The sequence below is a fragment of the Streptomyces jeddahensis genome (genome assembly GCF_001642995.1).
GTDB lineage: Bacteria > Actinomycetota > Actinomycetes > Streptomycetales > Streptomycetaceae > Streptomyces > Streptomyces jeddahensis.
Genome location: NZ_LOHS01000067.1, coordinates 1 through 25,591, shown reverse-complemented (window position 1 = coordinate 25,591; position 25,591 = coordinate 1). Strand labels below are relative to the sequence as shown.

Here is a 25,591-nt window from a genome sequence, read left to right as displayed (position 1 = left end):
GCATCAGCACGCCTCCGCCGTAGCGGACCCCGCCGCCACCACCGGGTCGAACACGCCTGTGGTGTCGGCCGCCGACGTCGCCCCGGGCCTGCCGTACTCGCGAGCGGGGTCGCCCAGCCTCCCGGTCGCCGGCTCCCAGGCCGGCGACCGGCCGTGGACGAACGCGGCCAGGTCGGCGTGCATGGACGTGGCGAGTTCCGAGGGCGGCTGCGTTCCGAGGGCCTCGGCGGTACCCGGCGCGTCGAGTACGTCGAAGAAGAACGGGATGTCGGCGCAGTGCACGGCTCCACCGAGTACGGGGGAGGGCCATTCGAAGGAGTACAGCCAGGTACCGGCGGTGGCGTCGCGACGCGAGGCCGCCGCGCGCGGACAGGCGGCGCGGAACAGGGTGTCCGTCACACGGGTGCCCGCCGCGCGAGCGGCGGCGTTGCCGATGCCCCGGGCACCGCCGTCGAACTCGTCGCCCGTCGCGCCGAGCAGCAGCGGTACGCCGTGCCCGTGCACGGCCAGTCCCTCGGCGACGGGCACCGCAAGGACGTCGTCGCCGACGACCGGACCGAGCACGAGCGGGCCGTCGCCGCCACGTTCGCTCCGCAGCAGACGGACGCCCTGCTGAACGCTTTCCACCGTGAGGGCGCCGAAGCCGTCGCGCGTCGGCGGCACGCCGAGCCGGTCACCGAGCCGCCCGGCGAAGGAACGCGCGGCGTCCGCGCCCACCTCGAAGAAACCGCCGGACACACTGACCGCTCGGTGGAAGCGCCCCTTGCCGAGGGGCGAGGAGAGCAGCGCGAGCACCGCCCCGCCTCCCGCCGACTGGCCGGCGACGGTGACCCGGCCCGGATCACCGCCGAAGGCCGCGATGTTCTCCCGCACCCAGTCGAGCGCGAGCAGCAGGTCGCGCAGCCCGAGGTTCGGGGGTACGCCGTCCAGCGGGGCGAACCCGTCGACGCCAAGCCGGTAGCCGGGCGTCACAGTGACGATCGAGTCGCGGGCGAAGGCGCGGCCGTCGTACCACGGACTGGCCGGGCTGCCCGCGAGGAAGCCGCCGCCGTGGATCCACACCAGCACCGGGCATGACACACCGTTCGCGGGGGCAACCACACTCAGGTTCAGTACGTCGTCGCCCGGCACCGACGGCTCCGGAATGGTGGTCGTGGCGAACAGCGGCACGCGCTGCGAGGTGGCACCGTGCCGGGACGCGTCGAACGGCTGCCTGAACCGGCCGCGTGGCACCGGCGCCGCGAACCGCCGCGCACCGATGGGTGCTTCGGCGAACGGGATGCCGAGGAAACGCCGTACCCGGCCGGTGCGGCGGCCGACGACCGTACCCGCGGGAGCCTCCACCACGTCCACCACGTCCACCGCGGTCACCGCATTCCCGTTCCGGAGATGCCCTGCACGAAGTAGCGCTGCAGGAACAGGAAGAGGACGAGGACCGGCAGCATCACGACGATCGCGCCGGCGAGCATCAGGCCGTAGTCGGTGACGTGCGCGGCGGCCTGGCTGGTGGCGGCGAGGCCCACCGGCAACGTGTAGCTGGAGGTGCTCTGGGCGACGATGAGCGGCCAGATGAAGTTGTTCCACGAGTAGAGAAACGACATGATCGTGATCGTCGCGACGGCGGGGCCTGCCAGCGGCAGGAAGATCCGGAAGAAGATCCGGAACTCGCCCGCCCCGTCGATCCGGGCCGCTTCCAGCAGTTCGTCGGGGACCGACAGGGCGTACTGCCGCATGATGAACACGGACAGCGGCAGCGCCGCACCGGGCAGGGCGATACCGGTGAGGGTGTCGGCCAGGCCCAGGTCGACGGTGATCACGAACTGGGTGACGAACACCGTGGTGAACGGCACCATCATCGCCGCCATGACCGCGCCGAACGCGATCCGCTTGGCCGCGAAGTCCAGCTTGGCGAGCGCGTAACCCGCAGCGGACGCCGCCACGATGTTGCCGGCGACGACGATGACCGCGACCACGATGCTGTTGACCAGGAACCGGCCGAAGCCCTCGGTCTGGAACAGTCGTAGGAAGTTGTCGAGGGTGACGTGCTGCGGAAGCCAGGCGCCGGGGTCGGAGCGAATCTCGTCGAGGCTGCGCAGCGACCCGCTGGTCACCCAGACGAACGGCAGCATCGTGAGCAGCGCGCACAGCACGAGCGCGCCGTACAGCAGGGGACGGGCGACGGACCGGCGGCGCCGTTGCGTCCGTTCGCCTGTCATCTCGGCATTCCGCGGTGCGGCGATGGTGGTCATGCGCGAGGCCTCAGCATTCGGAACTGGACGATGCTCACCAACGTCACGAGCAGGAGCGTCACGAAGGACGCCGCGGAGGACATGCCGAACTCGCCGGCGCCGAACTGGTGGTAGGTGTACAGCGCCACCGACTCGGTGGAACCCAGCGGGCCGCCGTTGGTGAGCAGATACGGCTCGTCGAACACCTGGAGGTAGAAGACGGTCAGCAGCACCGACACCATCAGCGTGGTCGGCATCAGCAACGGCAGGGTGATGTGCCTGAGCTGCCGCCACCGGCCAGCCCCGTCGAGGGAGGCGGCCTCGTACACGTCCTGCGGCACCGCCTGCAGACCGGCGAGGAACAGCACCATCGCGATGCCGAAGTTGCGCCAGACACCGAGGGCGATGACCACGGGCATGGCCAGGTGCGTGTCGTCCAGCCAGTTCGGCCCGGCGAAACCGATGGCACCGAGCACCTTGTTGACGGTGCCGCCCGCGTTGAAGGCGTACTGCCAGATCATGGCGACGGCCACGACGTTCGTGACGACCGGTGCGAAGAAGACGGTGCGGAAGGTGCCGCGCAGCCGCCGGATGCCGGAGTTGAGCGCAAGGGCGAGCGCGAATCCGAACCCCATCGTCAACGGCACACCGACGGCCACGAACAGGACGGTGTTGAGGATGTCCCGCAGGAAGCTCGGGTCCTCCAGCAGCCGGAGATAGTTGTGGATTCCGGTGAAGTTGACGGCGAGCGGATGCCGCAGGTCCGTGCCGCGCAGATCGGTGAGGCTGAACCCGAGCGCGGCGACGGTGGGTATCGCCGTGTAGAGCAGGAACACCAGGGCGAACGGTGCGAGGAACAGCCAGGCGACAGCCGTTCGCCGGGCGCCCCGGGGCCGACGCGCACCGCGCGGTGTCGTCGGCCCGATGGTGGCGGTCATCCGGGGATCACCCCTTGCCCGTGCCGAGACTCTCGGCGTACGCCTGGACGTTCGCGGCGGCCTTCGCGGCGGTCCCCTTGCCCTTGGCCACGGCTTCCATCTCCTTGCCCAGCCGGGTGGCGACCTGCTGCCAGGTGCTCACCTGCGGGAACGCCCGGGTGTTCTTCAGCTGCGTGAGGAAGGCGTCCAGCAGCGGCTGGCCCGCGATGGCCGGGTTGGCCCAGGCGGAGGCGACGGCCGGCAGCGAGCTGTACGCCTTGTACTGCGCGACCTGGGTGCTCGGCTTGGATATGTACCGGATGAGCTTCCAGGCCGCGTCCGCGTTGCCGCTGTCGGCGAGCACGCCCCAGCTGCCCCCGGCGGAGAAGGAGACGCTGCCCGACGATCCGGCCGGCAGGGGTGCGGTGGCGACGTGGGACGCCGTCCAGCCGTTCTTCTTCGCGACCGCGTCGAGCTGGCCGATGACCCACGGGCCCGTGATCATGCAGGCAGTCTTGCCCGACACGAAGTACGGCTGCGCGTCGAGGAACGTGGGCCCGCTGGTGTCGGCGATACCCGAGGTGAAGAACGACGCGTTGTACTTGATCGCGTCGACCATTGTCGGCGTGTCGAGCGTCCACTTGCCGCCGGACGAGAGCAGCGAGCCGCCCGCCTGCCAGGCGTACATCGCGACGTCCTGGCCGTTGAAGATGTCCCAGCCGATGTCCGCCCCGAGCCCGTGCCCGGCGCCGGCGCGCTGCAGCGCCTTGAAGAACGGCACCATTTCGTCCCATGTCGTCGGCGCCTTGACACCCGCCTTCTTGGCGAGGTCGGAGCGGTAGACGAGCGCATACGTGTAGGCGTACCAGGGCACCGTGTAGGTGACGTTCTTCACCACACCGGCGTCCCACAGACTCGTGAAGAAGGCGGACGGGTCGACGAGACCGTCCGGGACGGGCCGCAAGATGGACGGATCGAGGAACTGCGCCTGCGACTCGGGGAAGAACTGGGCGACATCGGGCCCCTTGCCCGCCGCGATCGCCGACTGGAGCTTGGTGTAGTACTCGGCGTTCGGGATCAGCGTGAACTTCACCGTGAGCTTGGGGTTCGCGGCCTTGAAGGGCTTGATGACCCTGTCGAGCACGTTGGCATCGCCCTGGGCGGCCCAGACGTTGACGGTTCCCTTGGCCGGGGAGTCGTCGACGGGCTTGGCGGTGGCGGCGGTCGCAGCGTTGTCACTGCCGCGACCGCAGCCTGCCAGGGCGAAGCTGCCGAGGAGAGCTGTGCCGGCGGTCAGCCGTAGGACACCGCGTCTGGAGGGGTGGGACACGCTGGGCTCCTGTCTCATGGGCGCTGAGCACAGTGGGGATTTCGGGGAAAGTAGCGATTTCGGTCCGAGGGGACGTGATCGGCGTGATGGTGCCTTTACGGCGTTGCAGTGACCGTAGGGGTGACGGGTTGCGGTGGCATCGCCGATCCGTCACCGTGAAATTTCGGAACTTGTAGCAAAATCCCTCTGTGCCGCATCCGGGCTCCGCGTGGCCAAGCGCATCTGTCCCGGTCCGGGGGCCGGTTGAGTACCGAAAGCCTCACCCGTGCTGGTCACAGCCCTGCACTTGTCGGCAGGCTGCCCTGTCTGGTCGGGTTGCGGTACCCCGCCCGACCCGCGGCATGCGACGTCTGCTCACCAAAACGGCCCCGGACGAGGAGTCCGAGGCCGAACAGAGCCCCGCTGGGGAGGAACCCCAAGTCAGGGCGGTAAAGCGTTGTGCCCCCGGCAGGATTCGAACGACGTCCGCGAGGCAGTCCCCCGCCCAGCGCGACCGCCAGGGCGACGTCCAGGAGGGCTTTGCCGGGACCGTGGACGGCCCGCGGTTTGCGCCACGGAGCCAGAGCGTGGGATATGGCCCGGTCAAGATCGGTCTTGCGGAACCGTTGGGCGGCGCCGACGTAGCGCATGGTCGTCCATAGCACACGTCCGGACAGCGCCTCGTCTGCGCTGCCGCGTGTGCGTTCGGCCTCCAGGTTGGCGAAGGTGATGCGCCAGTCGTCGTCCACCAGGACGAAACCGTCTCTTATGTGGCGCAGCGCGCGACTGAGCGCGTCCTGGACGCTACGGGCCTCGTGGGTGTCCCATACGACACCCACGTGCCGGTTCCGCAGCCCTCAAGCCCGGAAAGACAACAGCCACTAAGCTTGATGTTTAACCTCGCTGCTGTTTCAAGCGGATGTGTTCGGTGAGGGATTCGGCTCGTTTCACGGTCTTTCCGGGTTCGTGTCGTGGGGCCGGTCTGCGGTTTTTCGAGCCGGGTGGGCGTCCGGGCCCGGGCCGGGAGGGTTTGGGCACGCCGGCGAGGCTCAACGAGCGCGTCAAGGCCGCCGGTCTTCGGACCCAAGTGGCCCCACGCGACTTGAATATTCCACCGGGGTCGTCCTGCTGGTAACCCATCTGCCGGGGGCGGCGCCGGTGAGGCGTGAGGCGTAGGTCGCACGGCGGGGCCGGGTCTGGGTTGTCAGTGGCTCCTGTTAGCTTCCTGTGCGTCGCTGAAGAGATCACGGCCACCCCCCTTCAGGTGCAGAGCGACTTGCACCTGACATTCAGTGACATATGCGCACGAGCTATGCGACCACGCCCGGTCCACCCGGACCGGACGAGTCACTCCTTGGAGGAGAAACTTGAAGATACGCAGCGTGCTGGGGCCTCCGGCCCGTATCGCGGCCGTTATAACGGCGGCACTGGGGCTCGCGGTGGCGGCGGCCCCGCTGACGGGCACGGCACAGGCTCACGAGGCGGCGACGGGAACGCTCAGCTTCAGCGGCGACCCGGGCGAATACGCCACTGACGGCCAGTCCGCCACGTACACGGCCGGGGCAGTCCAGCAGTTCGACGTCCAGGGCTCCACCGACGGGAACTCCGTGTTCACCTCCGTGGTGACGAACGAGGGCAAGCGCTGGACGCTCAACCTGGCCGCCCCCGACGGCCAGAGGCTCACCGAGGGCACCACCTACACCGGGGCCCTGCGCTGGCCCTACGCCCAGCCGCAGGACCCGGAGCTGGCGTTCGGCGAGGATGCGCGTTGGTGCAACACCAGCACCGGTTCCTTCACCGTCTCGCATATCGCCTTCGGACCGTACGGCTATGTACGCGAGATCGACGCCACCTTCGAGCAGTACTGCAACGGGGCCACCGTGGCCGCGCGCGGTGAACTCCACGCCCAGATGCCCGAGCCGCCCGCCGAGCTCACCCTGGGCATGACCCTCGACTCCGCGGGCAAGGTCGACTCGCACACTGGCCAGATCACCGTCGGCGGCTCGGTGACCTGCAACAAGCCGGCGCAGGTCGCCGTCAGCGGCAACGTCGACCAGGTGCAGAAGAACGCGACGGCGGTCGGCTACTACGAGACGACTGTCGCCTGCACGCCCGGCGCGCCGGTCCCGTGGACGGTCTCCTTCGCCAGCATCGAGCCCGGCACCGCTTTCCGCCCCGGCGCCGCCACCCTGCGGGGCGCGGCCAAGGCGGACGACCGCGACTACCCGGTAACCGTGAACACCGGGCAGCAGACCACCCAGGTCACCCTCGACAAGGCGTGACCCCCGCATGACCCTGGCCTGATCCTGGCATGACCCCTCCGCGGGTCCGGCATCGCGCCGGGCTCGCGGCTTTCGCGAGGCCCGCTTAGCTTGATGCTTATCCTCGGCCGTTCACCTGACCCGCTGATCTTGGTTCGTTCCTGAGACAGCAGGACGGCCGTTCTTCACGCTTCGAGGTGTCGAGCAACGTCGCGTGAAAGAACGGCCGCTGGTGATGAGTCTCGCCCCTGAACTGTCCGCTGACGCGGCGCTGGGCATCCTGTCCCACTTTCGTGTCCAGTTCTACGACTGCCTCTATACCCGGGCGGATGCGCTCTTCGAGCTCACCGACGCGGTGCTGTGCTCGGACGGCCCGGTGACGTCGCTGGTCGAGTTGACGCTCACAGCCGAGCACCGGCGCGGGGCGATGTACGACGCGGTCAATCACGGCTGGCTGGAGCCGCGCCGCCTGCGTCGGCTGCTTGCCTCCACGCCGCTGCCGCGTGCCGCCGACGGGAGGATCGTGCTCGCCGTGGATGTGAGCAACTGGCTGCGTCCCGACGCGCCCACCAGCCCGGAGTTGCTGTTCTGCCACGTTTATGGGCGGGGCCGCAGCGCGGATCAGTTCATCCCCGGCTGGCCCTACTCCTTCGTCGCCGCGCTGAAGACGGGGCGCACGTCCTGGACGGCCGTGCTGGACGCGATCCGGCTGGGGCCGGCCGACGACGCCACTGCGGTGACCGCCACCCAGCTGCGCGAGGTAGTCGCCCAGCTCGTGCGCGCCGGGCAGTGGCGGCCCGGCGACGCGGACATCCTTGTCGTGATGGACACCGGCTACGACGTCACCCGCCTCGCCTACGTCCTGGCCGACCTGCCCGTCGAACTCGTCGGCCGGCTCCGCTCGGACCGCGTCATGCTCCGGGATGCCGGCCCGCGCCGCTCCACCCCGCGTGGCGGCCAGCCCCGCAAGCACGGCGGCCTCCTCACCTTCTCCAAGCCGGACTCCTGGCACACCCCCGACGCCGCCACGACCTGCGACACCACCCGGTACGGCACGGCCGAAGCCCTTGCCTGGGACCGGATGCACCCTCGTCTACAGGCCCCCTGGCTCGACCACTGCGGCGAACTCCCCCTGATCCACGGCACGTTGATCCGGCTGAAGGTTGACCACCTGCCCGGCGACCGCGACCCGAAACCGCTCTGGCTGTGGTCCTCGCGCACCGGGATGACCAGCGCGGACGTCGACCTGCGCTGGCAGGCGTTCCTCCGCCGATTCGATCTTGAACACACCTTCCGGCTGTTCAAACAGACCCTGGGCTGGACCGTCCCCAAGGTCCGCGACCCGCAGACTGCCTGCCTGTGGACGTGGCTGATCATTGCCGCCCACACCCAACTCCGCCTCGCCCGTCCACTCGCCGAGGACCTCCGTCGCCCCTGGGAACGGCCTGCCGAGCCCTGTCGACTCACCCCCGCGCGGGTCCGCAGGGGGTTCCGACACCTCCGCGTGAAGACCGCCCGTCCCACCGACGTGCCCAAACCCTCCCGGCCTGGGCCCGGACGCCCACCCGGCTCGAAGAACCGCAGGCCAGCCCCACGACACGAGCCCGGGAAGACCGTGAAACGAATCGAAACCCTCACCGAACACGTCCGCCTGAAACAGCAGCGCGGATAAAGATCAAGCTCAGCTTGAGTTTTAACCTCTGACTACGTGTTGAGAGTTGCTGCGCGGCATGAATGGGCAGGTCGCATTGCTCTCAATCCCGGTTCTTCCCCCTCGACGAGGGTTTCGGGACACCGGCGGTGGGGCGCAAGGTCTGCCGGTGTTCCATAACGCCCATCCCGGCTCATGTGACGCAGCCACTATGGCCGACCGTTCCTCGCGGTCCGGCGGGCGTCTAATGATCTGCGTGCTGCCCGTGCGAGGTCTCGGGCTGCCGTATCCACGCGGCCAGTAGCCGAAGCGCCTCTTCGGAGCTGGAGCCTGCCTCGGCGGTGTAGACACTCAGCCGCTGGTCCGGGTCGGCGGGCAGGGTGAGGGACTCGTAATTGAGGGTGAGCGGGCCGACGATCGGGTGGTGGAAGTGTTTGCTGCCATGCGTGTGCCGATACACGTTCTGGTCGGCCCACCAGCGGCGGAAGTCCTCATCCGCGATCGAGAGTTCGCCGACGAGTTCGGCCAGCAGTGGATCGTGGGGATGGCGTCCGGCGTCGCGCCGGAGCGAGGCGACAATGTCCTGGGCGTGGGTGTCCCAGTGGGTATACAGCGAGCGGGCGGTCTCGTCGCAGAACATGAACCGCACCAGGTTCCGCTCGCGGTGCGGCAGCGCGTCGAAGTCGGTGAGCAGCGCACGTGCCATCCGGTTGGACGCAAGTACGTCCAGTCGCCGCCCCAGCACAAGGGCGGGGGTGTGCTCGAGGATCCGGAGCAGGTCGCGCAGCCCCGGGCGGACCGGCTGCGGACGCGTCGCCGTGCGGCGGGGCCTGCCTGCGGCGGGCTTGGCGAGCTGGAACAGATGGGTGCGTTCGACGGGATCAAGGCGTAGCGCGCGGGAGATGGCGTCCAGCACGGTCTCGGAGACGTTCAGTCGGCGTCCGCGTTCCAGGCGTACGTAGTAGTCGACGCTCACGCCCGCCAGTTGCGCGACCTCTTCGCGGCGCAGTCCTGGCACTCGCCGAGAGCCGCCGTCGTCGGACAGGCCCGCTTGGCGCGGGGTGATCCGTGCCCGCCGAGAGCGGAGGAACTCACCGAGCGCTGTGTTGCGGTCCATGCCGTTCACGATAGGGCCAACTTCGCCCCGACAGCCCGCGAAAGGGGGACTGGCAGTCCCCCGGTCCGGCTGCCCTCGGGACGAAGCGGACCCCCCGGAAGTCGATCAGCAGCCGATTCCGGTGCTGAAGTGGAACGTGTCGAGACCGACCGGGGCCTCACCGCCCCGGTCGGCCTCTGTTCGCATCGCACGAAGGGAACTCCTGTGTCGGACACCAAGACATTCCTGATCACCGGCGTCAGCACCGGCCTGGGCCGCGCACTCGCGTGCGCGGCGTTGACCGCGGGCCACCGGGTGGTGGGCACGGTGCGCACGCCCGCCGACGCACGGGCCTTTGAGGCGCTCGCCGGCGACGCGCACGCCCGCATCCTGGACGTGACCGACCATGACGCGGTGGACACGGTCGTGGACGAGACCGAGCGCGACCTGGGCCCGCTCGACGTACTCGTCGCCAACGCCGGGTACGGCCATGATGGCCTCTTCGAAGAGTCGTCGATGGATGACCTTCGCCGTCAGTTCGAGGTGAACGTCTACGGAACCGTGGCGGTGATCAAGGCCGTGCTGCCGCACATGCGGGAGCGCCGTTCGGGCCACATCATCGCCGTCACCTCGATGGGCGGGCTGATCACCATGCCGGGCCTCAGCTTCTACCACGGCAGCAAGTTCGCGGTGGAGGGCATCCTCGAAACGCTCGGCAAGGAGGTCGCCGATTTCGGCATCCATGTCACCGCCGTCGAGCCGGGCAGTTTCCGGACCGACTGGGGCGGCCGCTCGATGATCCGCGCACCCCGTGTGATCGCCGACTACGACGAGCTGTTCGAGCCGCTGCGCGCCCGGCGCATCCACGGCAGCGGGCACCAGCCGGGCGACCCGGACAAGGCCGCGGCCGCGGTGCTGCGAATCGTGGCGGCCGACCAGCCGCCGACTCGCCTGCTGCTCGGCACCGACGCGCTTCGGCTCGTCCAGGCCGGACGCGACGCCTTCGAGCGCGAGATGCTGGCATGGGCCGAGCTGTCGGCCTCCACCGACTTCGACGACGTCAGCCGGTCCGCCTAACGTCACTCGCTGTCGGGCCCCCAGCGCGGGGCCTCGACGGCGGCCGTCATCACCAAACTGGCCCGCCCACCACAGCCGGACCTGCTCGTAGCCGTTCACGCCACCCAGCGCCTCCTGGTAACCGGGCGGAGGTTAAAACTCAAGGTTAGTGCGTGTTTTCGAACCCAGAGCCCTGCGACGAGTGGCGACCCCACACAACAGCGCGTGATCCTTGGATAGCGGGATCGGCCTGGCGACATCCGTCCGGCTTGGGTACGCAGTCGTACCGGGGACCTACCGGCGCAGGTTGAGCGCGTGCGTTACGCGGTTGCAACTCCCGGCGTGCTCACCCTGAATGTGTGGCACCGGGGTTGTCATGCCGTGCCAAGAAGTCCAGGATGCGCGGCCTCACCACGTCCGCATGGGTGTGCTGGACCGTGTGCCAGGCGTTGTTGATGATCAACCACTCGGCGCTCGGCACATGACGCTTGAACGCGATCATCTGATCGGTGTTGGCGAAGGGATCCGCCTCGCCCGCCACGAACAGGGCGGGGACGGCGATGCGGGCCAGGTCGTCCTCGGTGAAGGCTGGGGTGGTCGAGGCCATGGCGACGATCTGTCGCATCAGCTCCCGCCAGTATCCGGGCTCGTTGTGCGAGTCGTGCCGATCGGCCAGGCTGGACGCCCACTCGGGGAACTGCCGCTCGATCGCCTCGGGCTCGGCGTTGCGCAGGAATGCTCGAATCGCCTCGTCGACGCGGAAGTTGGTGCCGACGCACACCATGCTGCGCAGCAGCTCGGGGTTGTCGAGGGCCAGGTGCAGGGCGGTGATGCCGCCGTCGCTGACGCCCGCGAAGTGTACGGAGCCGAGATCGAGCCCGGTGATGAAGGCCCGGAGATCCGCGGCGAGGAGGTCGTAGCCGAGGCGCCCGGCCGGGTTCCGGGTCCGGCCGTGGCCGCGGTGTTCCAGCGCCAGGACCCGGTACCGCTTCGCGAAGTCCGGGATGAGGGCGGCCCAGCCGGCCTCGGCGTCGTCCAGGGAACCGGAACCGCCGTGCATGAGGACCAGCGGCGGCCCGTCCCAGGGGCCGGTCTCCTCGTAGTAGAGGTCGAGGTCGTCGATGCGCAGAAACGGCATGATCCATTCATGTCACGGCCACGGGGCAGAGCGCACCTTCTTTTTTCACGTTCCAGGCCGCGCTTTCCGCGCGGTGGGCGCCCGCGACCGCCCAGCGCACCACCCGGCAGCCTGGTGAGCCTGGTGTCCGGCTCCGCTGCTACCGCGACCCGCCCGGACATCAGATCCGGGCAGCGAGTGTGTGCTTCAAGTTGCCTGATTCGGAGATCTAGAGCATGGCTTCGAGTTTGCCCATGGTGAACCGGACCATATCGGGCTGTCCCGCTTGGATGAAGATGCCGAGCGCGTTGCGCGCCAGGAGCAGCTGATGACAGCGGATCCTCTCCTCGGCCCGTATCAGCCACTGCGCATCGCGTTGCGCGCACAGATATGCGGCCGGGAATCCGAGGTGGGCCACCACAGATCCAAGCACGCGACATCCCACAGCGGGTCGCCGTACCCCTGGTGCGTCCAGTCGACCACGGCGGTGACCACACCGTTGGACGCCAGCGTGTTGCCGAGGCCGAAGTCGCCGTGGAACTGCATGCGGATGTCGGGGCAGAGATCGAGCAGCGGCTCGACGGCCGCCATGTTCGCGTCCAGGAGTTGCCGTTCCTGCGAAGTGGCCATTCGGGCCACGCGCTCCCAGTCGTGCCCGGCCCCGTGCAGCAGAGCCTCCCGTAGCGACCCGCACGCCCCCTTGCCAGGGGCAACACACACTCCGTACCCCTCACTGCCGCTGGTGTCGGCGGAGTGCAGCGCCGAGAGCACCCTGACCAGGTCCGGACGAGCTTCTGCTGGGCGTCCGGGCTCATGCTGTCGCACCGAATTCCCTCGGCGCGCTGGGAGAGCGCCCAGTACAGGTCCTGGGTGTGTCCGGAGGCGATCATCTGTGGGACCGGCACGGCCGTACCCGTGAAGCGTCGTGCAGCGACGGCATCCATGGTGTACGGCGAGAAGCGGTTGACGCGCAGAACGTATCGATCGCTGCAGATCCGGAGGCCGAATGCCTGGGACACCTGGCCGCCTCGTAGCTCCTCCCATTCCGAGGCGTCGCGGTACGCCTCGGGCAGCAGTGCCCGAGCCTGGTCCTCCGTGAGTTCGACGCGCATGGCGGTTCTCCGTTCCTACGATCGCCATCCGGTATCCCACCCCGGAACGGCCCCGCACGGCGAACGCATTTCCGTGCCTGCCGTGTGACGGCCCGGAGCGGCCCTGCGCGACAGTGATGGGGATCTCTGAAAATAAATCCCCAACCCTGCTCATCCTCTCCACTTGGTTGCTCGCTCGACGAACGGGTTCCCGAGCAGTTCCCGCGATGCCCTCGGTCAACCCCAGGGAGCGGACTGGGCCCGCAGTCGGTGCGCCTCCGGACGCCCCGAGGGCGAGCGCGCACTGTTACACTTCTCGCGCTTTTGTTCGAATTTGGTGAGACGGAACCGCTGTGCGACTCAGCGATGCCCTGGAGGTGTCCGATGCCGTACCCCACGACCAGCGATGAACCTTGTGCTCCCGTCCCGGTGACTGTGGCACAAGGAGCTTCTCTCGCGTTTGACTTCCCTGGGCTTCACGTCGGCGTCGCCGAGTACGCGGAAGGCCCGACCGGATGCACGGTGTTCTACTTCCCGGAGCGGGCGACCGGTGTGGCCGACGTCCGAGGCGGTCTGCATGCAACGATCTATATGGACTATCTGCCGCATCAAGAAGACGTCATCGATGCGATCTGCTTTGCCGGAGGGTCGTTGTACGGCCTGGAGGCGGCGACGGGTGTGAGCGCGGAGCTGCTCGCCAGACGGGGGATGTCGCCGGTGATGGCGAAGGTCGCCGGCGCCGTTTGCTACGACTTCCACGGCAGGGACAATCGCGTCTACCCCGACAAGGCTCTGGGGCAAGTGGCACTGCGGGCCGCACAACCTGGGCGATTCCCCTTGGGGGCGCACGGTGCAGGCCGGAATACCGGGTGCGGCGGCGGGGCCTGGTTTGCCGGCCTGCAACACGAGACCGCGGGGCAAGGCGCGGCTTTCCGGCAGATAGGGCCGACGAAGATCGGGGTGTTCAGCGTTGTCAACGCTCTCGGAGCCATCGTGGATCGCTCCGGCCGCGTCGTCCGTGGTCACCTTGACCCCAACTCGGGCCAGCGCCACCACTATGGAGAGATCCTCGACGGCCACAAGCGTGTGCCCGCTCCGGAACCTCCTGAAGGCAACACCACACTGACAGTCGTGGTCATCAATCAGAAGGCCCGCCACCTCGGTCAGCTTGCACGACAGATCCATACATCCATGGCACGTGCAATCCAGCCGTTCCACACTGAAGCCGACGGCGACATCCTCTATCTCGTAACGACGAACGAAGTGGCCAATGAAGAGCTGAATGCGGTGTCGCTCGGGGTGATCGCTTCCGAGGTGGCCTGGGACGCGGTGCTCTGCTCCTACGACCAGTCAGCTGCCAGCTGAGGTCTGGATTCGACCGGACGGCTCCATTCAACCGCCACTCGGTGCCCCGGACGTGGTAACCGGGGGCCATCGTTGTGTGGGATCACCAGGGGCGTCACAGAACTCTGCGTTCGAAGCCACGTACTCAGGAGGATCCGGACGAGCAACGCTCCATCGGCGGTCAGGGCCGCAGTAGGTGGGGAAGGAAGGTGAGCAGGTCCGGGGAGCCACTGAGCAGGCGGTGGGGAAATTCAATGAGCGTCAACACCACCTAGCACTGCAGTACTAGGTCCCCAGCCCTCAGCCCAGGCCAACCCAAGATCATCCGCAAGCCCGATGCCACCTTCTGGAGGCGGGAGCCACCATGCTGGTGGAGACCTGCCAAGAGGAGCGCATCATGTCGTACCCGGAATACCTCGAGTACCCGGAGCCCCGCTACCACGGCAACAAGGGCGAAGTGAACGCGGCCTTCCGCCCGGCCGACACCCCGCCGGACATCTCCTCACCCGGCGCCTCTACCCACTACCTGGCCACCAACGAGTCGACCGGCGGCGAATTCGGCCTGTACAAAGTCGAGTTGGGAGCACGGTCCGCTGGAGCCAAGACCCACTTTCACAAGGCGATGTCGGAGTCCTTCTACATCCTCTCCGGCGAACTGGAGCTCTACAACGGCGAGAAGTGGGTCACGGGCCGCGTGGGTGACTTCCTGTACGTACCGGTCGGCGGCCTGCACGCCTTCAAAAACGTGACCGACGAGCCCATGTCCATGCTCATGCTCTTCTCCCCAGGCGCCCCACGCGAGGAATACTTCGAGCGGGTCGCGGAGATGGCGCAGCGCGGTGGCGAGGAACTTAAGCAGTTTCGCATCCGGCACGACAGCTACTTCCTGGAAGACTTCGAGCCCGGGGCGGAGTAGTCCGGGGCCGTTGCAGGACTACCGCTCCCCCGCCGCGATGGCCACCACCAGGGCGAGCCCGGCCTGTACAAGTTCGCCAACAGTGTCTCGATATGCCGGAGGCGCTGCCGTGAACCATATCCGTGCCTCACCGTTGATCTCCGCGTGCAGACGATCACACTTGGCATCGAGGGTGGGCCGCGGGATCGGCGGCGAGATCATCGTGACGGTCGGCGACCACGGCCGGCCGCCAGGGGAGCAGGCACTCGACGGGCCCGGTACGTCCTCCGCATGTGGGGCGCGCCCCCACACGAAGGCGCAGACTGGCACTACGGCTGGGTGCGGCCGTAGCGGCAACACCTTTGTCCTGTGACACCGAACCTTGAGTGCGTGCCGTGGAAGTTTGAGCGGCCCGTCCGGAGCACACAGGCTCGGAAACGTGCCGAGGCCCGGTACGCGGCCGCTCTCCGTGCTCTCTGCGCAGCCCCGCCGATCCGCGGGCTACCTGATGCCCCGTCCGCGACGTCCCTGCCATTCCTAATTGCGCATGACGGGGCGGTGCCCAGGTGGTTTGAGGTAGACGGTTGGGTGGTGCATTAGGCGCTAGTGCGCCATCCGGGGACGAGAGCGAATAACTTCCTGGTCAGGCATAGCACCTGGGTCGGTGAGATCGTCGTGGCCGACCGTCAGAAACGCGCGCCCAAGCACTCAGAGATCGTGAATTCTGCCGTGTCATAGCGGTCCGACATACTCAGGGCGGTTGTACTTGTCCCAAGTTATGTCTTGGGAAGGTACGCGTGCGATAAGCGAGTTGATGTCTGTCGTCGCCACATAGGTGGTCGCGTAAGAGTACCCTGCCGCGGGTGCCGTTACCCGAAATGTATTGCTGCCCCATGGGGCAGGCAACCTTTCCCGATATTTCTTCCCGTTAGAAGAAATGACCAAATGGGCCTCGAAGGTGCATGATTTCTTCGTGGAGAAGAATCGGATCTCCACCTCGCGCTGGTCTCCTTGCTCAAGCGCAAGATCCATGGGCTTGGGGTCGCCGACCAGGTTGTCGTCGGTGAGGGCGTGCGGGACCGGGTGGGCCGCTTCCACGTTAAAGGCCCAGCGAGCGGGCATCTCAAGGCTGCCGCCGTCCCCGATCGGAGGGGTGCGGATGACGGACCTGGTCGCAGGCTCTGAACACTTCAGATGGGAGATCTCGACGCCTTGGACGAGGACCGTGTGCTTGTGCTTGCCGAGTACGTTGACTGCGGTGCCGGTGGAATTCAGCGCCGTCCAATGCGTCCAAAGCCACCCCCACGACGGCTGATCGGCGTTTTGGGATTGCATGTCGAATGGGTCGCCTTCATGTCTCTCGCCTTGATCGGAATCAGTGGCAAACCAGCCGGGGCCATAGTAGGACGACCCCGAAGAAATGGTGACCGGAGACCCTTTTTCGATCTCTTCTTCTTTTGCGTCTTCCCCTCGTTCTCGCAACTCGCTCATGATGGCTGGAACGGCTTGAACGGCTGTAACTACCACCGCCGCTCCGGTGAAAATTGCGGCAATTTGGGAGATCCGGAGTCCCCTTTTTCCGATTTGGCGTTGGTCGTCAGCGGTTCTCCGTGAGATCTCATTTGCTTCCCGGGCGAGGTCGGTGGGGGGCGTCACCCACACGTGCGGGTTGCCTGGTTGCTGGCCGAGAGCAGGGCCACCGGAGCCTCCTTGACCATGCTGTCCATTGGGAGGTGGCTGATTCGGGGAACCGGCGTTGGGTTGAGGGGCGCCGCCCTGCTGGCCAGCAGGGTTCCCGGGCGTCTGGGGCGGGTGCGTGGACATGTGTCCCTCCATCACACTGTGCGTCAACTCAGTGAGTTATGAACGAAGTTGTGGCACAGGTGGTTGCGTGTGTCGACCGTTTGTGGCGGCATGGCTGGTTGCCGACGCACCCTGGCGCAAGTTGCGCCTCCGACGCTGAGTGAAACTCGCCGGGCTACCCTTTGCCCGACCGTCGCTGGTTTGGCCGGGCGACCGCGCGGGAGGCAAGGGCACCCCCGTGGCAACGAGCGAGTTCAGCTACAGCACCGAGCCGCAGATAGTGAAGGCCGCGCCGTACGAACTGCACCTCGTGCCGGAGGCCTTCAGGGACGCGTCGTGAGTGTCGAACTGCTCTCCGTCGACAAACTGCCAGAAGTGCTCAGCTGGGCCCACCTATTTGCATCCAGCACCGCACGCGGCGGGTTCATCCAAACATGGCCTACCCCTGTGCGCGGCTGACGCCACCATCAAACTTCGATGGCACGGGCTCAAGGCTCGGTGTCACAGGACAACCTTGCCTGCTGTCAGAGGAGTTGTCCGCACACCGGCCTAGGCTCGAACGTATGAGCACTCCGACGCCCGCCGAGGGGCTTACGCTTGCCGCTGTCGCTCCGATCGTCGAGACCCGCATCCTTGTGGACACTGTCCAGATCTTCCGTCCCGGACCGCTGATCCTGGACCCGGGCTCCGGTGAGTACGTGCAGGGCCCGGAGACGATCGTCTATGAGGGCTCTGGGGCGATCTTCTCCGCTGGCGGGCCAGGCCTGGTGCTTTCCTTGGAAGGGCAGGCGTACGCCGACGACACCCGCAACCGGTACCGGCTGCTAACTCCGCTGGACGTGCCGCTGGCATCGCGGGAGGACAAGGTGCGCGTCACCGTCGCCACGCAGGACCCTGGGCTGCTCAACCGAACGTGGCGGGTTCTGGACATCTCGGATGCGAACTCCCTCGCGGTGGTGCGCACGACATGGCTGGACGAGCTGACCCAGTCCACGGGGGAGTGAACCGTGTCGGTGGATCTCACGCAGGCCAAGATTGATCTTGAGGCGCAGTTGACCGACACGGTGCGGATCTCCCGCACCGCGGGGCAGCCCGTGCTGGATCCGGTGACGGGAGAGCCGGGCCAGACCCCGACCAGCGTCGTATATGAGGGGCCGGGGGCGGTGCTGTCCACGCACGGGCAGATCGTGCTGCAGCAGGTCCTCGGAGTCGACTGGCTGTCGGAAGGGTCGGCCTGGTACCGGCTCGTCACGCCTGTGACGGCGCCTGTCGCGCTGCTCGGCGACCTGGTGGAGGTCGTCACCGAGACGGCGGCTGACCGAGCGCATCACCACCGCGTCCGCCGCCATCTGAACCTTTCAGACGGCGGTTCATGAGTGGGCCCGGGACGGCTGCGAAGCGCAGTAGCCGTCGAGGCTGCCGGTGTCGATCTCGGTGCGGCCTCGCTGTTCGTGTCCTGAAGGATGGTGGAAGCCCCTCTGACGAGCAGAAGTTGCAACGTCCGTTCGCGGACGGACCTGACGCGGCTGCTGACGGCGGCGAATCTGGTGGACTGAGGGTCGCTGGTGAGCTGATGCTCTGGTGGGTTGAGTACGGGTACTCATGTGGGCGGTGGTCAGGAGCCTGCATGGTACGGACATGCGATCGATTTTCCTCCCGAAGTTCTTGCTGGCGGCCGCGCTCGGCGGCGTCGTCCTGGCCGGCTTCGGCGCGCAGAAGGCCACCGCCAATCAGGCCTCCATGGTCAGCACCGTCGCGGCGAGCGACGACGACGCGGAGGCGCGGTTCCTCGAGATGGCGGACCTCATCTCGCAGAGCTGTGCCCCGGATGTCTCCAGCGGCGTCGATGACGTGGCATCGGCCTCCGTGGCCGACACCACGGCAGCGGAGCCGACCCCCGACTCCACCCTGCCTGTCCTGGTCGGCCCGGTGCCGCTGACCGCGACAGAGGAGTGTGCCGCCCAGAGGCACCAACTGCGCATCAGCAGGGCGTTGTCGGGGACGGACACGGCCACGTATGGGGAGATACGGGACAAGCTGACGAGCCTGAACTACCCGGCGGCGCGGATCCACCGCATGCCGGACTTCTCGGGCGAGCCCGTGGCAAGGCTCGATCTGCGCGTGGGGGCCGAGCATTTGGCTCTGGAGGTCACCGACATCGACAACGGCGTGATGGTTGAGGCGTTCGGCGCTCCGGAGGGCGTGAGCGTGACCGAGGTGCGGCTGGAGCCGCACCTGGACGAGCCCACATCCTGAGGCCCCTGCCGACGTTCTGCCGGGGCCGTGCCACCGGGTGACTCCGAGAGCGTCGGTTCCGGCGGGGTGGTGCCACTGCCGGCGTTTCCTCGTTCCTGCTTGGTGAGCGCGTCGAGGCCCGGGCACGGGTCGTAGTGCGCGCCGAGGATCTTCAGGTCCGCGTCGGCACCAATGGCCAGCGCGGAGGCGATTCTGCTGGCGGCGCCGCGCAGCCAGGGCGGGGACTCGGGTTCGGCGTCGCGGTTGTGGCCCTTCCACTGGGCGCTGGCGGCGAGGTGCTCGATGACCTCGTTGAGTAATGGTTCGACTGCGTCCAGCAGGGCGTTGAGGACGGTGCTGAACTCGGCTGGAGTCTAGGCCGCGTTCAGAGGGCTCTACGTTCTTGATCGGGTTGGTCCTCCCACTCGTAAGGTGAGGGCGCCCAGGGGAGCTGGGTGTGGCTATCAGAGGGCTGTCGTCTCGTGGCTCGAAACGCTTCGCCGCCCGGCTCCCCACGACGACTCTGCCGTGGCGGGCGCAGTCGGCCTCACCCCGGAACGCCGTCGCTGGCCTCGTCGCGGGCGGCGGGCGCCGCGCCTTTCCGCTGGCCGACGGGCCTGGCGCTGCGCAGGCCGAAGGCGGAGACCGCCGCCCCCAGCAGCACCATGACAACCGGGACGACGAGCGCGGTGCGGTAGGCGTCCAGCACCGCGCCTGGTGAGCCGTCGGCGTCGGCTGAGGCGATCCCGTACACCGCGATCACCGCGGAGATCCCGACCGCCGAGCCGAACTGGGTGAACGTGTACAGCAGTCCCCCGGCCAGGCCCTGCTCCTCCTTGGCCACGCTGTCGGTCGCCGCGATGGTGAGCGGACCATAGGCGAGGGCGAAGGCGGTGCCCGCGATGATCAGGCTCGGGAACATCGCCGCGTATGACCAGTCCATCTCGACCGGCAGGAAGAGCCCGTAGGCCGCGATCGCCAGCAGGAAGCCGCCGAAGATCACCCGGCTGTTGCCGTAGCGGTTCACCAGGCGCGGGGTGAGGGTGGGCGCCAGCACGGCGTCGCAGCCCATGGCGATCAGCGCGATCGCGGCCTGCAGGGAGGACCAGCCGCGCAGCTCCTGCAGGTAGAGCGTGACGATGAACTGGAAGCCGAAGAACCGGCCCAGAAAGAGCAGCGCGGCGAGGTCGGCCCGCACCATCGCGGCCTTGCGGAAGATCCCCAGCCGGACGAGCGGCGCTTTGGCGCGTCGTTCGATCACGATGAACGCCGCCACCAGCGCCAGCCCGGCGGCGAGCGCGCCGAGGGTCAGCCCGAGCCCTTCGCCGCGGTGCTCGAGGCGGACGATGCCGTAGGCGAGCAGCAGCATCGCGGCGGCGGCGCTGGCCGCGCCGGCCAGGTCGTAGCCGTGCTGTGCGGGCTCGGGGCGGGCCTCGGCCGGCAGCAGCCTGAGCGCCGCGAGCAGGATGGCGCCGGCCAAGAACGCCGGGGCGAAGAACACCCAGCGCCAGCCGAGTTCGGTCAGCAGCCCGCCGATGACGAGGCCCAGCGAGAAGCCGCCGGCGCCGACGCCGGCGAAGACCAGCAGGGCCTTGTCGCGCTGCGGCCCCTCCGGATACGAGGTGGTGATGATCGACATGGCGGCGGGGGTCATGAAGGCCGCCGCCACGCCGGTGATGAACCGGGCCACGACCAGCATCCAGCCGTCGATCGCGAAGCCGCCCAGCATGGAGAAGACCAGGAAGACGCCCAGCCAGGTGAGGAACATCCGCCGCCTGCCCAGCAGATCGGCGGCGCGGCCGCCGAGCAGGGTGAAACCGGCGTAGCCGAGCACGTAGCCACTCATCACCCACGCCGCAGTGCTCGTGGTCAGGCCGAGGTCGGCGCGAATGGTGGGGACGGCAACGGCCAGCATGGCGACGTCGCTGCCCTCGAGGAAGATGGTGCCGCACAGGACGAGCAGCAGGGGCCAGGCTCGTCCGCTCTTGCGGGCCGCGGGGACGCTGGACACGGATGCTCTCCTCACCCGTGGAGTCGCTTGGTCAGCGCCGGTTCATCAGCAACGGACGCTGTCCGTCGCGCAAGCCGCACGAGCCCAGCCGGGTCGCCCTTGCCCGCACGGCGAACCATCCATCCCGGAGCCTCCACGATCGCCATGGCCGCGACCGTACCGAGCAGCCGACAACCTAGGCCACAGCTTTTGTCTGTGCCCGAGGTTCGCGTGGGTGGCCAGCGCGGAGGTTAAAGAACCAGCTGAGAGACGGCGCGAGTACCGGGTCATGCGCGCGCACGGTAGGGACCACCGCGACTAAGGCTACGGTCGCGCGCTGCCCGGTAGTGGGCGATGAGCTTGGTGAGCTGCGGGTTGAAGCCCTCAGGCCTGCGATGTGCCCGCAGAGGGCGTCCAGGCGGTCCAGGAGGCCGCGCGGCGGGCCTGCTCGGGGCTGAGGGACCGCAGCCACTCGAAGCGGCCTTGGGGCGTCTCGGGGCGCGGCGGCAGGGCTCGGCGGATCGCGTCGGCGCGCTCGGACAGCGTGTTCCACACCGGAAGTCGCAGCGCCGCGACCAGGTCGTCTGGTGCGGCTTCCACGGTGGTGGCCATGCATCCACCGTCGCAGGGGCACTGACAACGGGCGCCACCCCGGACAGCAGGTCAGCCGTCCGTGCGCACGGGTGGGGCAGGTGGGTCAGCCGGTGCCGACACTGGCACCGTCGAGTTCTGCGGCGGGCTCAAGGTGGCCGTACACCTGGACGTTGACGCCGGGGCGGCCGGGGACCGGTCGGGGTTCCCCGGGGCCGCTGACGTTGTGGCAGAGCGCCGGGGCGTACGCGAAGTCCAGGACAGTCTTCTCATCGGCGCCCTCAATGGTGAGGCTGACGAGTCCGGGCTGATGCGGGTGGCAGTGGTTGGCGGTCATGCCTGCGAGGATGCCGCCCAGCCGGCGGACGGTTCGGGCTCGGCCGAGGCTTCACCTGATCGGGACGGCACAGTCAGCAGCAGGTGACGCCCAAGGGCGAGCAGCGCCCGGCCGCTGAGTGAGCCGGCCGGGGCGCTGTGGGGCGGTTCAGCCGCCGGTGGTGCGTGCCCCGCCGGCCTGTGCGAGGCACTGGACCTCGGCTTCCAGCCGAAGAACATCGAGGGCATGCGATCCAAACTCAAGCGTCTCGTCGTCCGCGGCACACTTACCGAGACCGCACCAGGCTTGTTCACCCAGCCCCGGCCATAGCCCACCGGGAGGCCCCTGATCAGGGCAACTCGCCCAGGACCCACGGCGAAATGGTTTTGTTGGCGGAACCTGGGAGCAGGCACACATTCCGTGAGCGTCGCCGCTGATCACGAGGTTCGTGAGGGAGGCGCTTCTGCCAGCGGATGAGTTCGTCGGCGCGGCTCCTCTGCCGCCGATCAGCACTGCCACAGGAAGGCAGCCCGGGTGCAGGGCCCACAGGCGAAGGCGAACGCCGTGCCGCAGCCGCCGAAGTTCATGGCCGTAGCGTGGTCCGGTCCCTCCTCGAACTGCGCCACCAGGTCCATCGGCTGGGTACAGGTTGGGCATGTCGGTGTCTCGTCGTCCTGAAGCCAATCGGGCTGTCCGCCGAGCTGTCCCAGGACATTCCCCAGGTCGTTTCCGCTGCGGCTGCCCCACTCCTCGCGTGCGCTGCCGTAGTCGGCGGAAGGCAAGGACACCAGGGTCACGGCGTTGACGGCCCCGAGGTGGAGAACGCCCTCGTCTTCGTCCGGCTCGGGTGCGGGCATCGGCTGCAGCCCGTCAGAGGGGAACAGCAGGGCCTTGTTACCGCCGGATGTCGGGCTCCACTCGTCGCACATGCCGGGATCGTTCTGGCACATGAATATCGCCATGACGAGGCCGGCCTGTGTGCGGCGTTGGTCGATCGGGCGGCCCTGGCCATCCAGGATGATCTGTGCCAGGAACTGCATCGGCCCGTTGCACGTCGCGCAACTTGGCCATGTCGTCCCTGCAGGGGCCAGTGGTGTTCCCCCTGTGCGCGTGACCAGTGCATCGGGCTCGCCTGGTCCTGCGTATGTCATTAGCGTCGTCGTCATGGGGCCGGACCATACGGCAGCCCACCGACACCGACAGGCCCGATTCACTAGGGCATCGGGTAAGGGCGGTGAGCAGGACGCGCTTCCGGAGGAGAGAGGGGTGTGCATCGTGAAGTTGCAGCTCACGGATCTGGTGTGCGCGGCTTCCGGTGTGCTCGGGCTGGTCACGGGCGCATGACTTCGGTGTAGATCATCGGTCAGCGGGAGACTTCGCGGTTCGTCAAGACCAGCAGGGCCCTGACCAGCGTGGTCGCCCACTTCGGGTCGGTGCGTACCTTGCCCAGCACGCGCCAGTTCTTCAGGTGCGCGAAGCCGTGCTCGACCGGCGCCCGGACCGCGGCCAGCGCCGTGTTGGACAGTTTCTGGCCGCGGGTGAGCGGGCGGTTCCGGGCGGCCTTGTAACCGGTGATCACCGCCGGGTCTGCTCCGGATCGTCGGTGTCGTCGAGGCCGACAAACCCCAGGTCGGCGATCGCGCCGAGGCCGACCGCCCGCAAGTGGGCTCTGAGTTTGTCGTGCCGGCAGGCGGTGATCTCCGAGGTGCGTCCGGGTCGGGCGGCGGAGACCCAGAGCAGTCGGCCGCGGTCGTCGGTGAGTGCGATCACGAGTAGTCCGTGGCATTTGCTCTTGCCGGAGTAATTCTTCCGGTTCGCCGTGCCGGTGCGGCGCCGGGTGCGTATCAAGGAGCCGTCCAGCAGTACGACGCCGCCGCCCGTTCGGGCGATCTTCTTCAGCGCGCGATCCAGCCTGGGGGCGCAGGCGGCCAGCAGGCCGACGACTTCCCGCACCCAGCGGCCCACGGTGGTCTCGGTGGATGTTGTTGCCGCCGGCCAGGTCGCCGGGCCGCTGGTCACAGCGCAGCACCGCCAGCACGATGCCGGCGATCTTCCCGGCGGGCAGTGCCCGCCACGGCGAGCGGATCTTCTTGCAGTGGCCGCGTATCAGGTCGGCGAGGTAGTTCAAGGCGGCGCTCGACAGCGGCAGGCGGGCGGTGTAGACAAGGCCGGCAGGGCCCTCGACGGTTTCGTTGTTCTTCTTCACGCCAAGCTCAACTGCCGCCGAGGGCCCGCTGGTTACGCTGCAGTCCTGTCGAGTCCGACGGCTACGGGCGCACGGTGAACTTCCCGTCGGGCCGCTTGTGCAGCCAGCCGCGATCGGCCAGCTTGGTCAACTTCGCCCGCAGCGGTTCCAGCTTGCCCCGCACCCCCATGTCCACGACCCCAGCACCTCACCGATCTGCCGGGTGGCGACGGGCCCGCCAGCCTGCCGCACCGCGGCCAGAATGCGCTGGTAGTCCGCCGGCAGTACGGACTCGTCCACCCCCGGCGCCCGGTCCGGGACCAGCCGCACCGCACGACCCGCCACCTGCACCACCGGCGACCCGGCCTGCGCCCGCTCGTCGGCGAGCTGCTCGCTCATCCGCTGCCACACCCGCACGGCCACAGCGAGCTCGTCCCGCTCGGCCCGCACCTCGGACAGCTGCTTGACCAGCTGCTCTTCGAGTTCGTCCAGCTCCGCGCGTCGCGCGGTGATCCGCTCCTGCACCTCGGGGTCCACCATGCGCCGGAGCGTACGAGCGCAATCCGAGACCGCGGGTGAGAAACCGTAAACCCGCACCTGCCAGACGATCTACGCCCCAGACTGCCGCCTGCAACCAGCGCGAGTAGACCGAAGACGACTCACACCAGACCCATGACCTGCAACTTCACGATGCCACAGTGCTCAATGAATCCGACCAGCAGAACAAGAGGTAAGGGGGCGCCATGGGCACGCGCGAGGACATCACCCGGGCCACCACCGCCGGCCGCGAGGCAGGTCGCAACGGTGAGCCGCCGACCGCCTGCCCCTACCCGCGCACCTCGCTCCTGCGTACCGCGTGGATTCGCGGCTACGCCGAGGCCCGACCCGTCGCCGCCCGACCGGAGATGCCGCGCTAGGCGGCCTCGGCTATCCGAGGTCGCCTAGCGCACTGGTGTGGTGACTCAGTCAGCCACCACACCGGTGTGACGGTACCCAATGGGGAAGTTCAGCTTGTAGATCTGGTTATCCTGAACGTTGAAGGCGAGCACCTTCCACTGTCCTGCCTCGACCCACTTGTAGCCGTTGCAGTTGATCAGGGTGTAGTCCGTCCGCTTGTAGAAGCACACCTGGATCGACTGGGACGTGTCAACCTTGACGTTGATGTCGCGGCAATTCGTCGACGTCTTGAAGTACCAGTCGCGTCCCTCAGGCGCATAGTAGCCCTGGACGTCGTAGGAACCCGCCCCGCCATAGCAGGCGTCAGCCGCGCTGGCAGTTGGAGCAGCGGCCCCCAGTCCGACGAGTGCCGTTGCAGTGATGGCCAGGGCAGATCCGGCCGAGGCGATGCGGCGCATAGCGTTCCCTTCAGATCGATCGGTGCGACGGACCTACGCTGCTCAATGAGCCTGGAAGAGACCTTGCACAGATCTGAATTCCGCTGGTGAGGGCCGCACTTAGAGGAGCTAACACAATGCCTGGACGCGTCGGTAGGTGATGACGCAGCAG

At 68.0% G+C, this 25,591-nt stretch carries 26 protein-coding genes and 1 pseudogene; 10 read left to right on the top strand and 17 right to left on the bottom strand.

Translation table 11 applies throughout. The features are described from left to right. Positions 1 to 3: 3 nt before the first annotated feature. From STSP_RS11495 to STSP_RS40955, 5 genes and pseudogenes are all read right to left on the bottom strand, one after another. Entirely contained in the window at positions 4 to 1,371 is a 1,368-nt protein-coding gene (locus tag STSP_RS11495; protein WP_067275664.1) for a carboxylesterase family protein, read from the bottom strand. Next, the gene (locus STSP_RS11490) at positions 1,368 to 2,249 is read right to left on the bottom strand and encodes a carbohydrate ABC transporter permease (RefSeq protein WP_067275663.1); all 882 of its coding nucleotides are present in this window, start codon (positions 2,247 to 2,249) and stop codon (positions 1,368 to 1,370) included. The genes STSP_RS11495 and STSP_RS11490 overlap by 4 nt, the downstream gene beginning before the upstream one ends. After that, entirely contained in the window at positions 2,246 to 3,166 is a 921-nt protein-coding gene (locus STSP_RS11485) for a carbohydrate ABC transporter permease (protein ID WP_067275660.1), read from the bottom strand. Before STSP_RS11485 ends, STSP_RS11490 begins: the two co-directional genes overlap by 4 nt. Positions 3,167 to 3,173: 7 nt before the next feature. After that, on the bottom strand, positions 3,174 to 4,475 hold the full coding sequence (locus tag STSP_RS11480) for an extracellular solute-binding protein (RefSeq protein ID WP_067275657.1): 1,302 nt from the start codon (positions 4,473 to 4,475) through the stop codon (positions 3,174 to 3,176). 460 nt (positions 4,476 to 4,935) lie between these two features. Next, positions 4,936 to 5,074 (bottom strand): annotated as a pseudogene (locus tag STSP_RS40955) (IS1380 family transposase); the annotation flags it as partial. A 747-nt stretch (positions 5,075 to 5,821) separates the two neighbouring features. Here STSP_RS40955 and STSP_RS11470 point away from each other — a divergent pair. Both STSP_RS11470 and STSP_RS11465 read left to right on the top strand, forming a co-directional pair. Beyond that, positions 5,822 to 6,736, top strand: a complete 915-nt coding sequence (locus STSP_RS11470; protein WP_232789599.1) for a hypothetical protein — start codon at positions 5,822 to 5,824, stop codon at positions 6,734 to 6,736. A 214-nt stretch (positions 6,737 to 6,950) separates the two neighbouring features. After that, complete coding sequence (locus STSP_RS11465) at positions 6,951 to 8,387, top strand: NF041680 family putative transposase (RefSeq protein ID WP_067275653.1); 1,437 nt, start codon at positions 6,951 to 6,953, stop codon at positions 8,385 to 8,387. Between the two features lie 223 nt (positions 8,388 to 8,610). On the opposite strand, the gene STSP_RS11460 is transcribed toward STSP_RS11465, so the two are convergent. Next, positions 8,611 to 9,483, bottom strand: coding sequence for a helix-turn-helix transcriptional regulator (locus STSP_RS11460; RefSeq protein WP_067275651.1), 873 nt, complete (start codon positions 9,481 to 9,483; stop codon positions 8,611 to 8,613). A 204-nt stretch (positions 9,484 to 9,687) separates the two neighbouring features. On the opposite strand from STSP_RS11460, the gene STSP_RS11455 reads away from it, so the two are divergent. Beyond that, positions 9,688 to 10,539 carry an oxidoreductase gene (locus STSP_RS11455; RefSeq protein WP_067275648.1) on the top strand — a complete coding sequence of 284 codons (852 nt, stop codon included), beginning with the start codon at positions 9,688 to 9,690 and terminating at the stop codon, positions 10,537 to 10,539. A 325-nt stretch (positions 10,540 to 10,864) separates the two neighbouring features. Here STSP_RS11455 and STSP_RS11450 read toward each other — a convergent pair whose 3' ends face one another. Then, entirely contained in the window at positions 10,865 to 11,656 is a 792-nt protein-coding gene (locus STSP_RS11450) for an alpha/beta fold hydrolase (RefSeq protein WP_067275646.1), read from the bottom strand. Positions 11,657 to 11,661: 5 nt separating this feature from the next. Here STSP_RS11450 and STSP_RS40785 point away from each other — a divergent pair, with 5 nt between their 5' ends. Next, on the top strand, positions 11,662 to 11,868 hold the full coding sequence (locus STSP_RS40785; RefSeq protein WP_269801042.1) for a DUF6207 family protein: 207 nt from the start codon (positions 11,662 to 11,664) through the stop codon (positions 11,866 to 11,868). A gap of 124 nt (positions 11,869 to 11,992) precedes the next feature. Here STSP_RS40785 and STSP_RS39110 read toward each other — a convergent pair whose 3' ends face one another. Then, positions 11,993 to 12,679 (bottom strand): phosphotransferase family protein, encoded by a 687-nt coding sequence (locus tag STSP_RS39110; protein WP_232789598.1) that lies wholly within the window; start codon positions 12,677 to 12,679, stop codon positions 11,993 to 11,995. A 476-nt stretch (positions 12,680 to 13,155) separates the two neighbouring features. Here STSP_RS39110 and STSP_RS11440 point away from each other — a divergent pair, with 476 nt between their 5' ends. Both STSP_RS11440 and STSP_RS11435 read left to right on the top strand, forming a co-directional pair. Then, entirely contained in the window at positions 13,156 to 14,091 is a 936-nt protein-coding gene (locus tag STSP_RS11440; RefSeq protein ID WP_198547316.1) for a P1 family peptidase, read from the top strand. 376 nt (positions 14,092 to 14,467) lie between these two features. Continuing rightward, on the top strand, positions 14,468 to 14,986 hold the full coding sequence (locus STSP_RS11435; RefSeq protein WP_067275723.1) for a cupin domain-containing protein: 519 nt from the start codon (positions 14,468 to 14,470) through the stop codon (positions 14,984 to 14,986). Positions 14,987 to 15,697: 711 nt separating this feature from the next. Here STSP_RS11435 and STSP_RS39105 read toward each other — a convergent pair. Further along, positions 15,698 to 16,456 (bottom strand): hypothetical protein, encoded by a 759-nt coding sequence (locus tag STSP_RS39105; RefSeq protein WP_157902820.1) that lies wholly within the window; start codon positions 16,454 to 16,456, stop codon positions 15,698 to 15,700. 875 nt (positions 16,457 to 17,331) lie between these two features. On the opposite strand from STSP_RS39105, the gene STSP_RS11430 reads away from it, so the two are divergent. The 3 genes from STSP_RS11430 (at position 17,332) to STSP_RS11420 (ending at position 19,024) form a co-directional block, all read left to right on the top strand. Continuing rightward, entirely contained in the window at positions 17,332 to 17,772 is a 441-nt protein-coding gene (locus tag STSP_RS11430) for a DUF6093 family protein (protein ID WP_067275638.1), read from the top strand. A gap of 3 nt (positions 17,773 to 17,775) precedes the next feature. Continuing rightward, a complete protein-coding gene (locus STSP_RS11425; RefSeq protein WP_067275635.1) occupies positions 17,776 to 18,144 on the top strand; it encodes a DUF6093 family protein in 369 nt (122 codons plus the stop codon). 262 nt (positions 18,145 to 18,406) lie between these two features. Beyond that, positions 18,407 to 19,024, top strand: coding sequence for a hypothetical protein (locus STSP_RS11420; protein WP_078067093.1), 618 nt, complete (start codon positions 18,407 to 18,409; stop codon positions 19,022 to 19,024). A gap of 526 nt (positions 19,025 to 19,550) precedes the next feature. Here STSP_RS11420 and STSP_RS11410 read toward each other — a convergent pair. The 7 genes from STSP_RS11410 to STSP_RS11385 form a co-directional block, all read right to left on the bottom strand. Beyond that, positions 19,551 to 21,014, bottom strand: a complete 1,464-nt coding sequence (locus STSP_RS11410) for an MFS transporter (protein WP_067275630.1) — start codon at positions 21,012 to 21,014, stop codon at positions 19,551 to 19,553. 363 nt (positions 21,015 to 21,377) lie between these two features. Continuing rightward, complete coding sequence (locus STSP_RS39605) at positions 21,378 to 21,605, bottom strand: hypothetical protein (RefSeq protein ID WP_067275627.1); 228 nt, start codon at positions 21,603 to 21,605, stop codon at positions 21,378 to 21,380. An 85-nt stretch (positions 21,606 to 21,690) separates the two neighbouring features. Then, complete coding sequence (locus tag STSP_RS11400; protein WP_067275625.1) at positions 21,691 to 21,921, bottom strand: DUF6207 family protein; 231 nt, start codon at positions 21,919 to 21,921, stop codon at positions 21,691 to 21,693. A 485-nt stretch (positions 21,922 to 22,406) separates the two neighbouring features. After that, on the bottom strand, positions 22,407 to 22,940 hold the full coding sequence (locus STSP_RS11395; protein WP_232789597.1) for a hypothetical protein: 534 nt from the start codon (positions 22,938 to 22,940) through the stop codon (positions 22,407 to 22,409). A 323-nt stretch (positions 22,941 to 23,263) separates the two neighbouring features. Further along, positions 23,264 to 23,479, bottom strand: a complete 216-nt coding sequence (locus STSP_RS40780; protein ID WP_269801041.1) for a transposase family protein — start codon at positions 23,477 to 23,479, stop codon at positions 23,264 to 23,266. After that, positions 23,476 to 23,919 (bottom strand): transposase family protein, encoded by a 444-nt coding sequence (locus STSP_RS40775; protein WP_269801040.1) that lies wholly within the window; start codon positions 23,917 to 23,919, stop codon positions 23,476 to 23,478. Before STSP_RS40775 ends, STSP_RS40780 begins: the two co-directional genes overlap by 4 nt. A 313-nt stretch (positions 23,920 to 24,232) precedes the next feature. Then, positions 24,233 to 24,625, bottom strand: coding sequence for a hypothetical protein (locus tag STSP_RS11385; protein WP_232789596.1), 393 nt, complete (start codon positions 24,623 to 24,625; stop codon positions 24,233 to 24,235). A 203-nt stretch (positions 24,626 to 24,828) separates the two neighbouring features. Here STSP_RS11385 and STSP_RS39600 point away from each other — a divergent pair, with 203 nt between their 5' ends. Continuing rightward, positions 24,829 to 25,002 (top strand): Rmf/CrpP fold protein, encoded by a 174-nt coding sequence (locus STSP_RS39600; RefSeq protein ID WP_198547315.1) that lies wholly within the window; start codon positions 24,829 to 24,831, stop codon positions 25,000 to 25,002. Between the two features lie 45 nt (positions 25,003 to 25,047). On the opposite strand, the gene STSP_RS11380 is transcribed toward STSP_RS39600, so the two are convergent. Further along, the gene (locus STSP_RS11380; RefSeq protein WP_067275618.1) at positions 25,048 to 25,440 is read right to left on the bottom strand and encodes a hypothetical protein; all 393 of its coding nucleotides are present in this window, start codon (positions 25,438 to 25,440) and stop codon (positions 25,048 to 25,050) included. Positions 25,441 to 25,591 lie beyond the last annotated feature (151 nt).

Coding starts and splice junctions, on each gene's coding strand:
- STSP_RS11490 (WP_067275663.1), bottom strand. CDS start 2,249: ATGACCACCATCGCCGCACCGCGGAATGCCGAGATGACAGGCGAACGG.
- STSP_RS11485 (WP_067275660.1), bottom strand. CDS start 3,166: ATGACCGCCACCATCGGGCCGACGACACCGCGCGGTGCGCGTCGGCCC.
- STSP_RS11465 (WP_067275653.1), top strand. CDS start 6,951: ATGAGTCTCGCCCCTGAACTGTCCGCTGACGCGGCGCTGGGCATCCTG.
- STSP_RS11460 (WP_067275651.1), bottom strand. CDS start 9,483: ATGGACCGCAACACAGCGCTCGGTGAGTTCCTCCGCTCTCGGCGGGCA.
- STSP_RS11450 (WP_067275646.1), bottom strand. CDS start 11,656: ATGCCGTTTCTGCGCATCGACGACCTCGACCTCTACTACGAGGAGACC.
- STSP_RS39110 (WP_232789598.1), bottom strand. CDS start 12,679: ATGGGAGGAGCTACGAGGCGGCCAGGTGTCCCAGGCATTCGGCCTCCG.
- STSP_RS11435 (WP_067275723.1), top strand. CDS start 14,468: ATGTCGTACCCGGAATACCTCGAGTACCCGGAGCCCCGCTACCACGGC.
- STSP_RS39105 (WP_157902820.1), bottom strand. CDS start 16,456: ATGAGCGAGTTGCGAGAACGAGGGGAAGACGCAAAAGAAGAAGAGATC.
- STSP_RS11430 (WP_067275638.1), top strand. CDS start 17,332: ATGAGCACTCCGACGCCCGCCGAGGGGCTTACGCTTGCCGCTGTCGCT.
- STSP_RS11420 (WP_078067093.1), top strand. CDS start 18,407: ATGCGATCGATTTTCCTCCCGAAGTTCTTGCTGGCGGCCGCGCTCGGC.
- STSP_RS39605 (WP_067275627.1), bottom strand. CDS start 21,605: ATGGCCACCACCGTGGAAGCCGCACCAGACGACCTGGTCGCGGCGCTG.
- STSP_RS11400 (WP_067275625.1), bottom strand. CDS start 21,921: ATGACCGCCAACCACTGCCACCCGCATCAGCCCGGACTCGTCAGCCTC.
- STSP_RS11395 (WP_232789597.1), bottom strand. CDS start 22,940: ATGCAGTTCCTGGCACAGATCATCCTGGATGGCCAGGGCCGCCCGATC.
- STSP_RS11385 (WP_232789596.1), bottom strand. CDS start 24,625: ATGGTGGACCCCGAGGTGCAGGAGCGGATCACCGCGCGACGCGCGGAG.
- STSP_RS39600 (WP_198547315.1), top strand. CDS start 24,829: ATGGGCACGCGCGAGGACATCACCCGGGCCACCACCGCCGGCCGCGAG.
- STSP_RS11380 (WP_067275618.1), bottom strand. CDS start 25,440: ATGCGCCGCATCGCCTCGGCCGGATCTGCCCTGGCCATCACTGCAACG.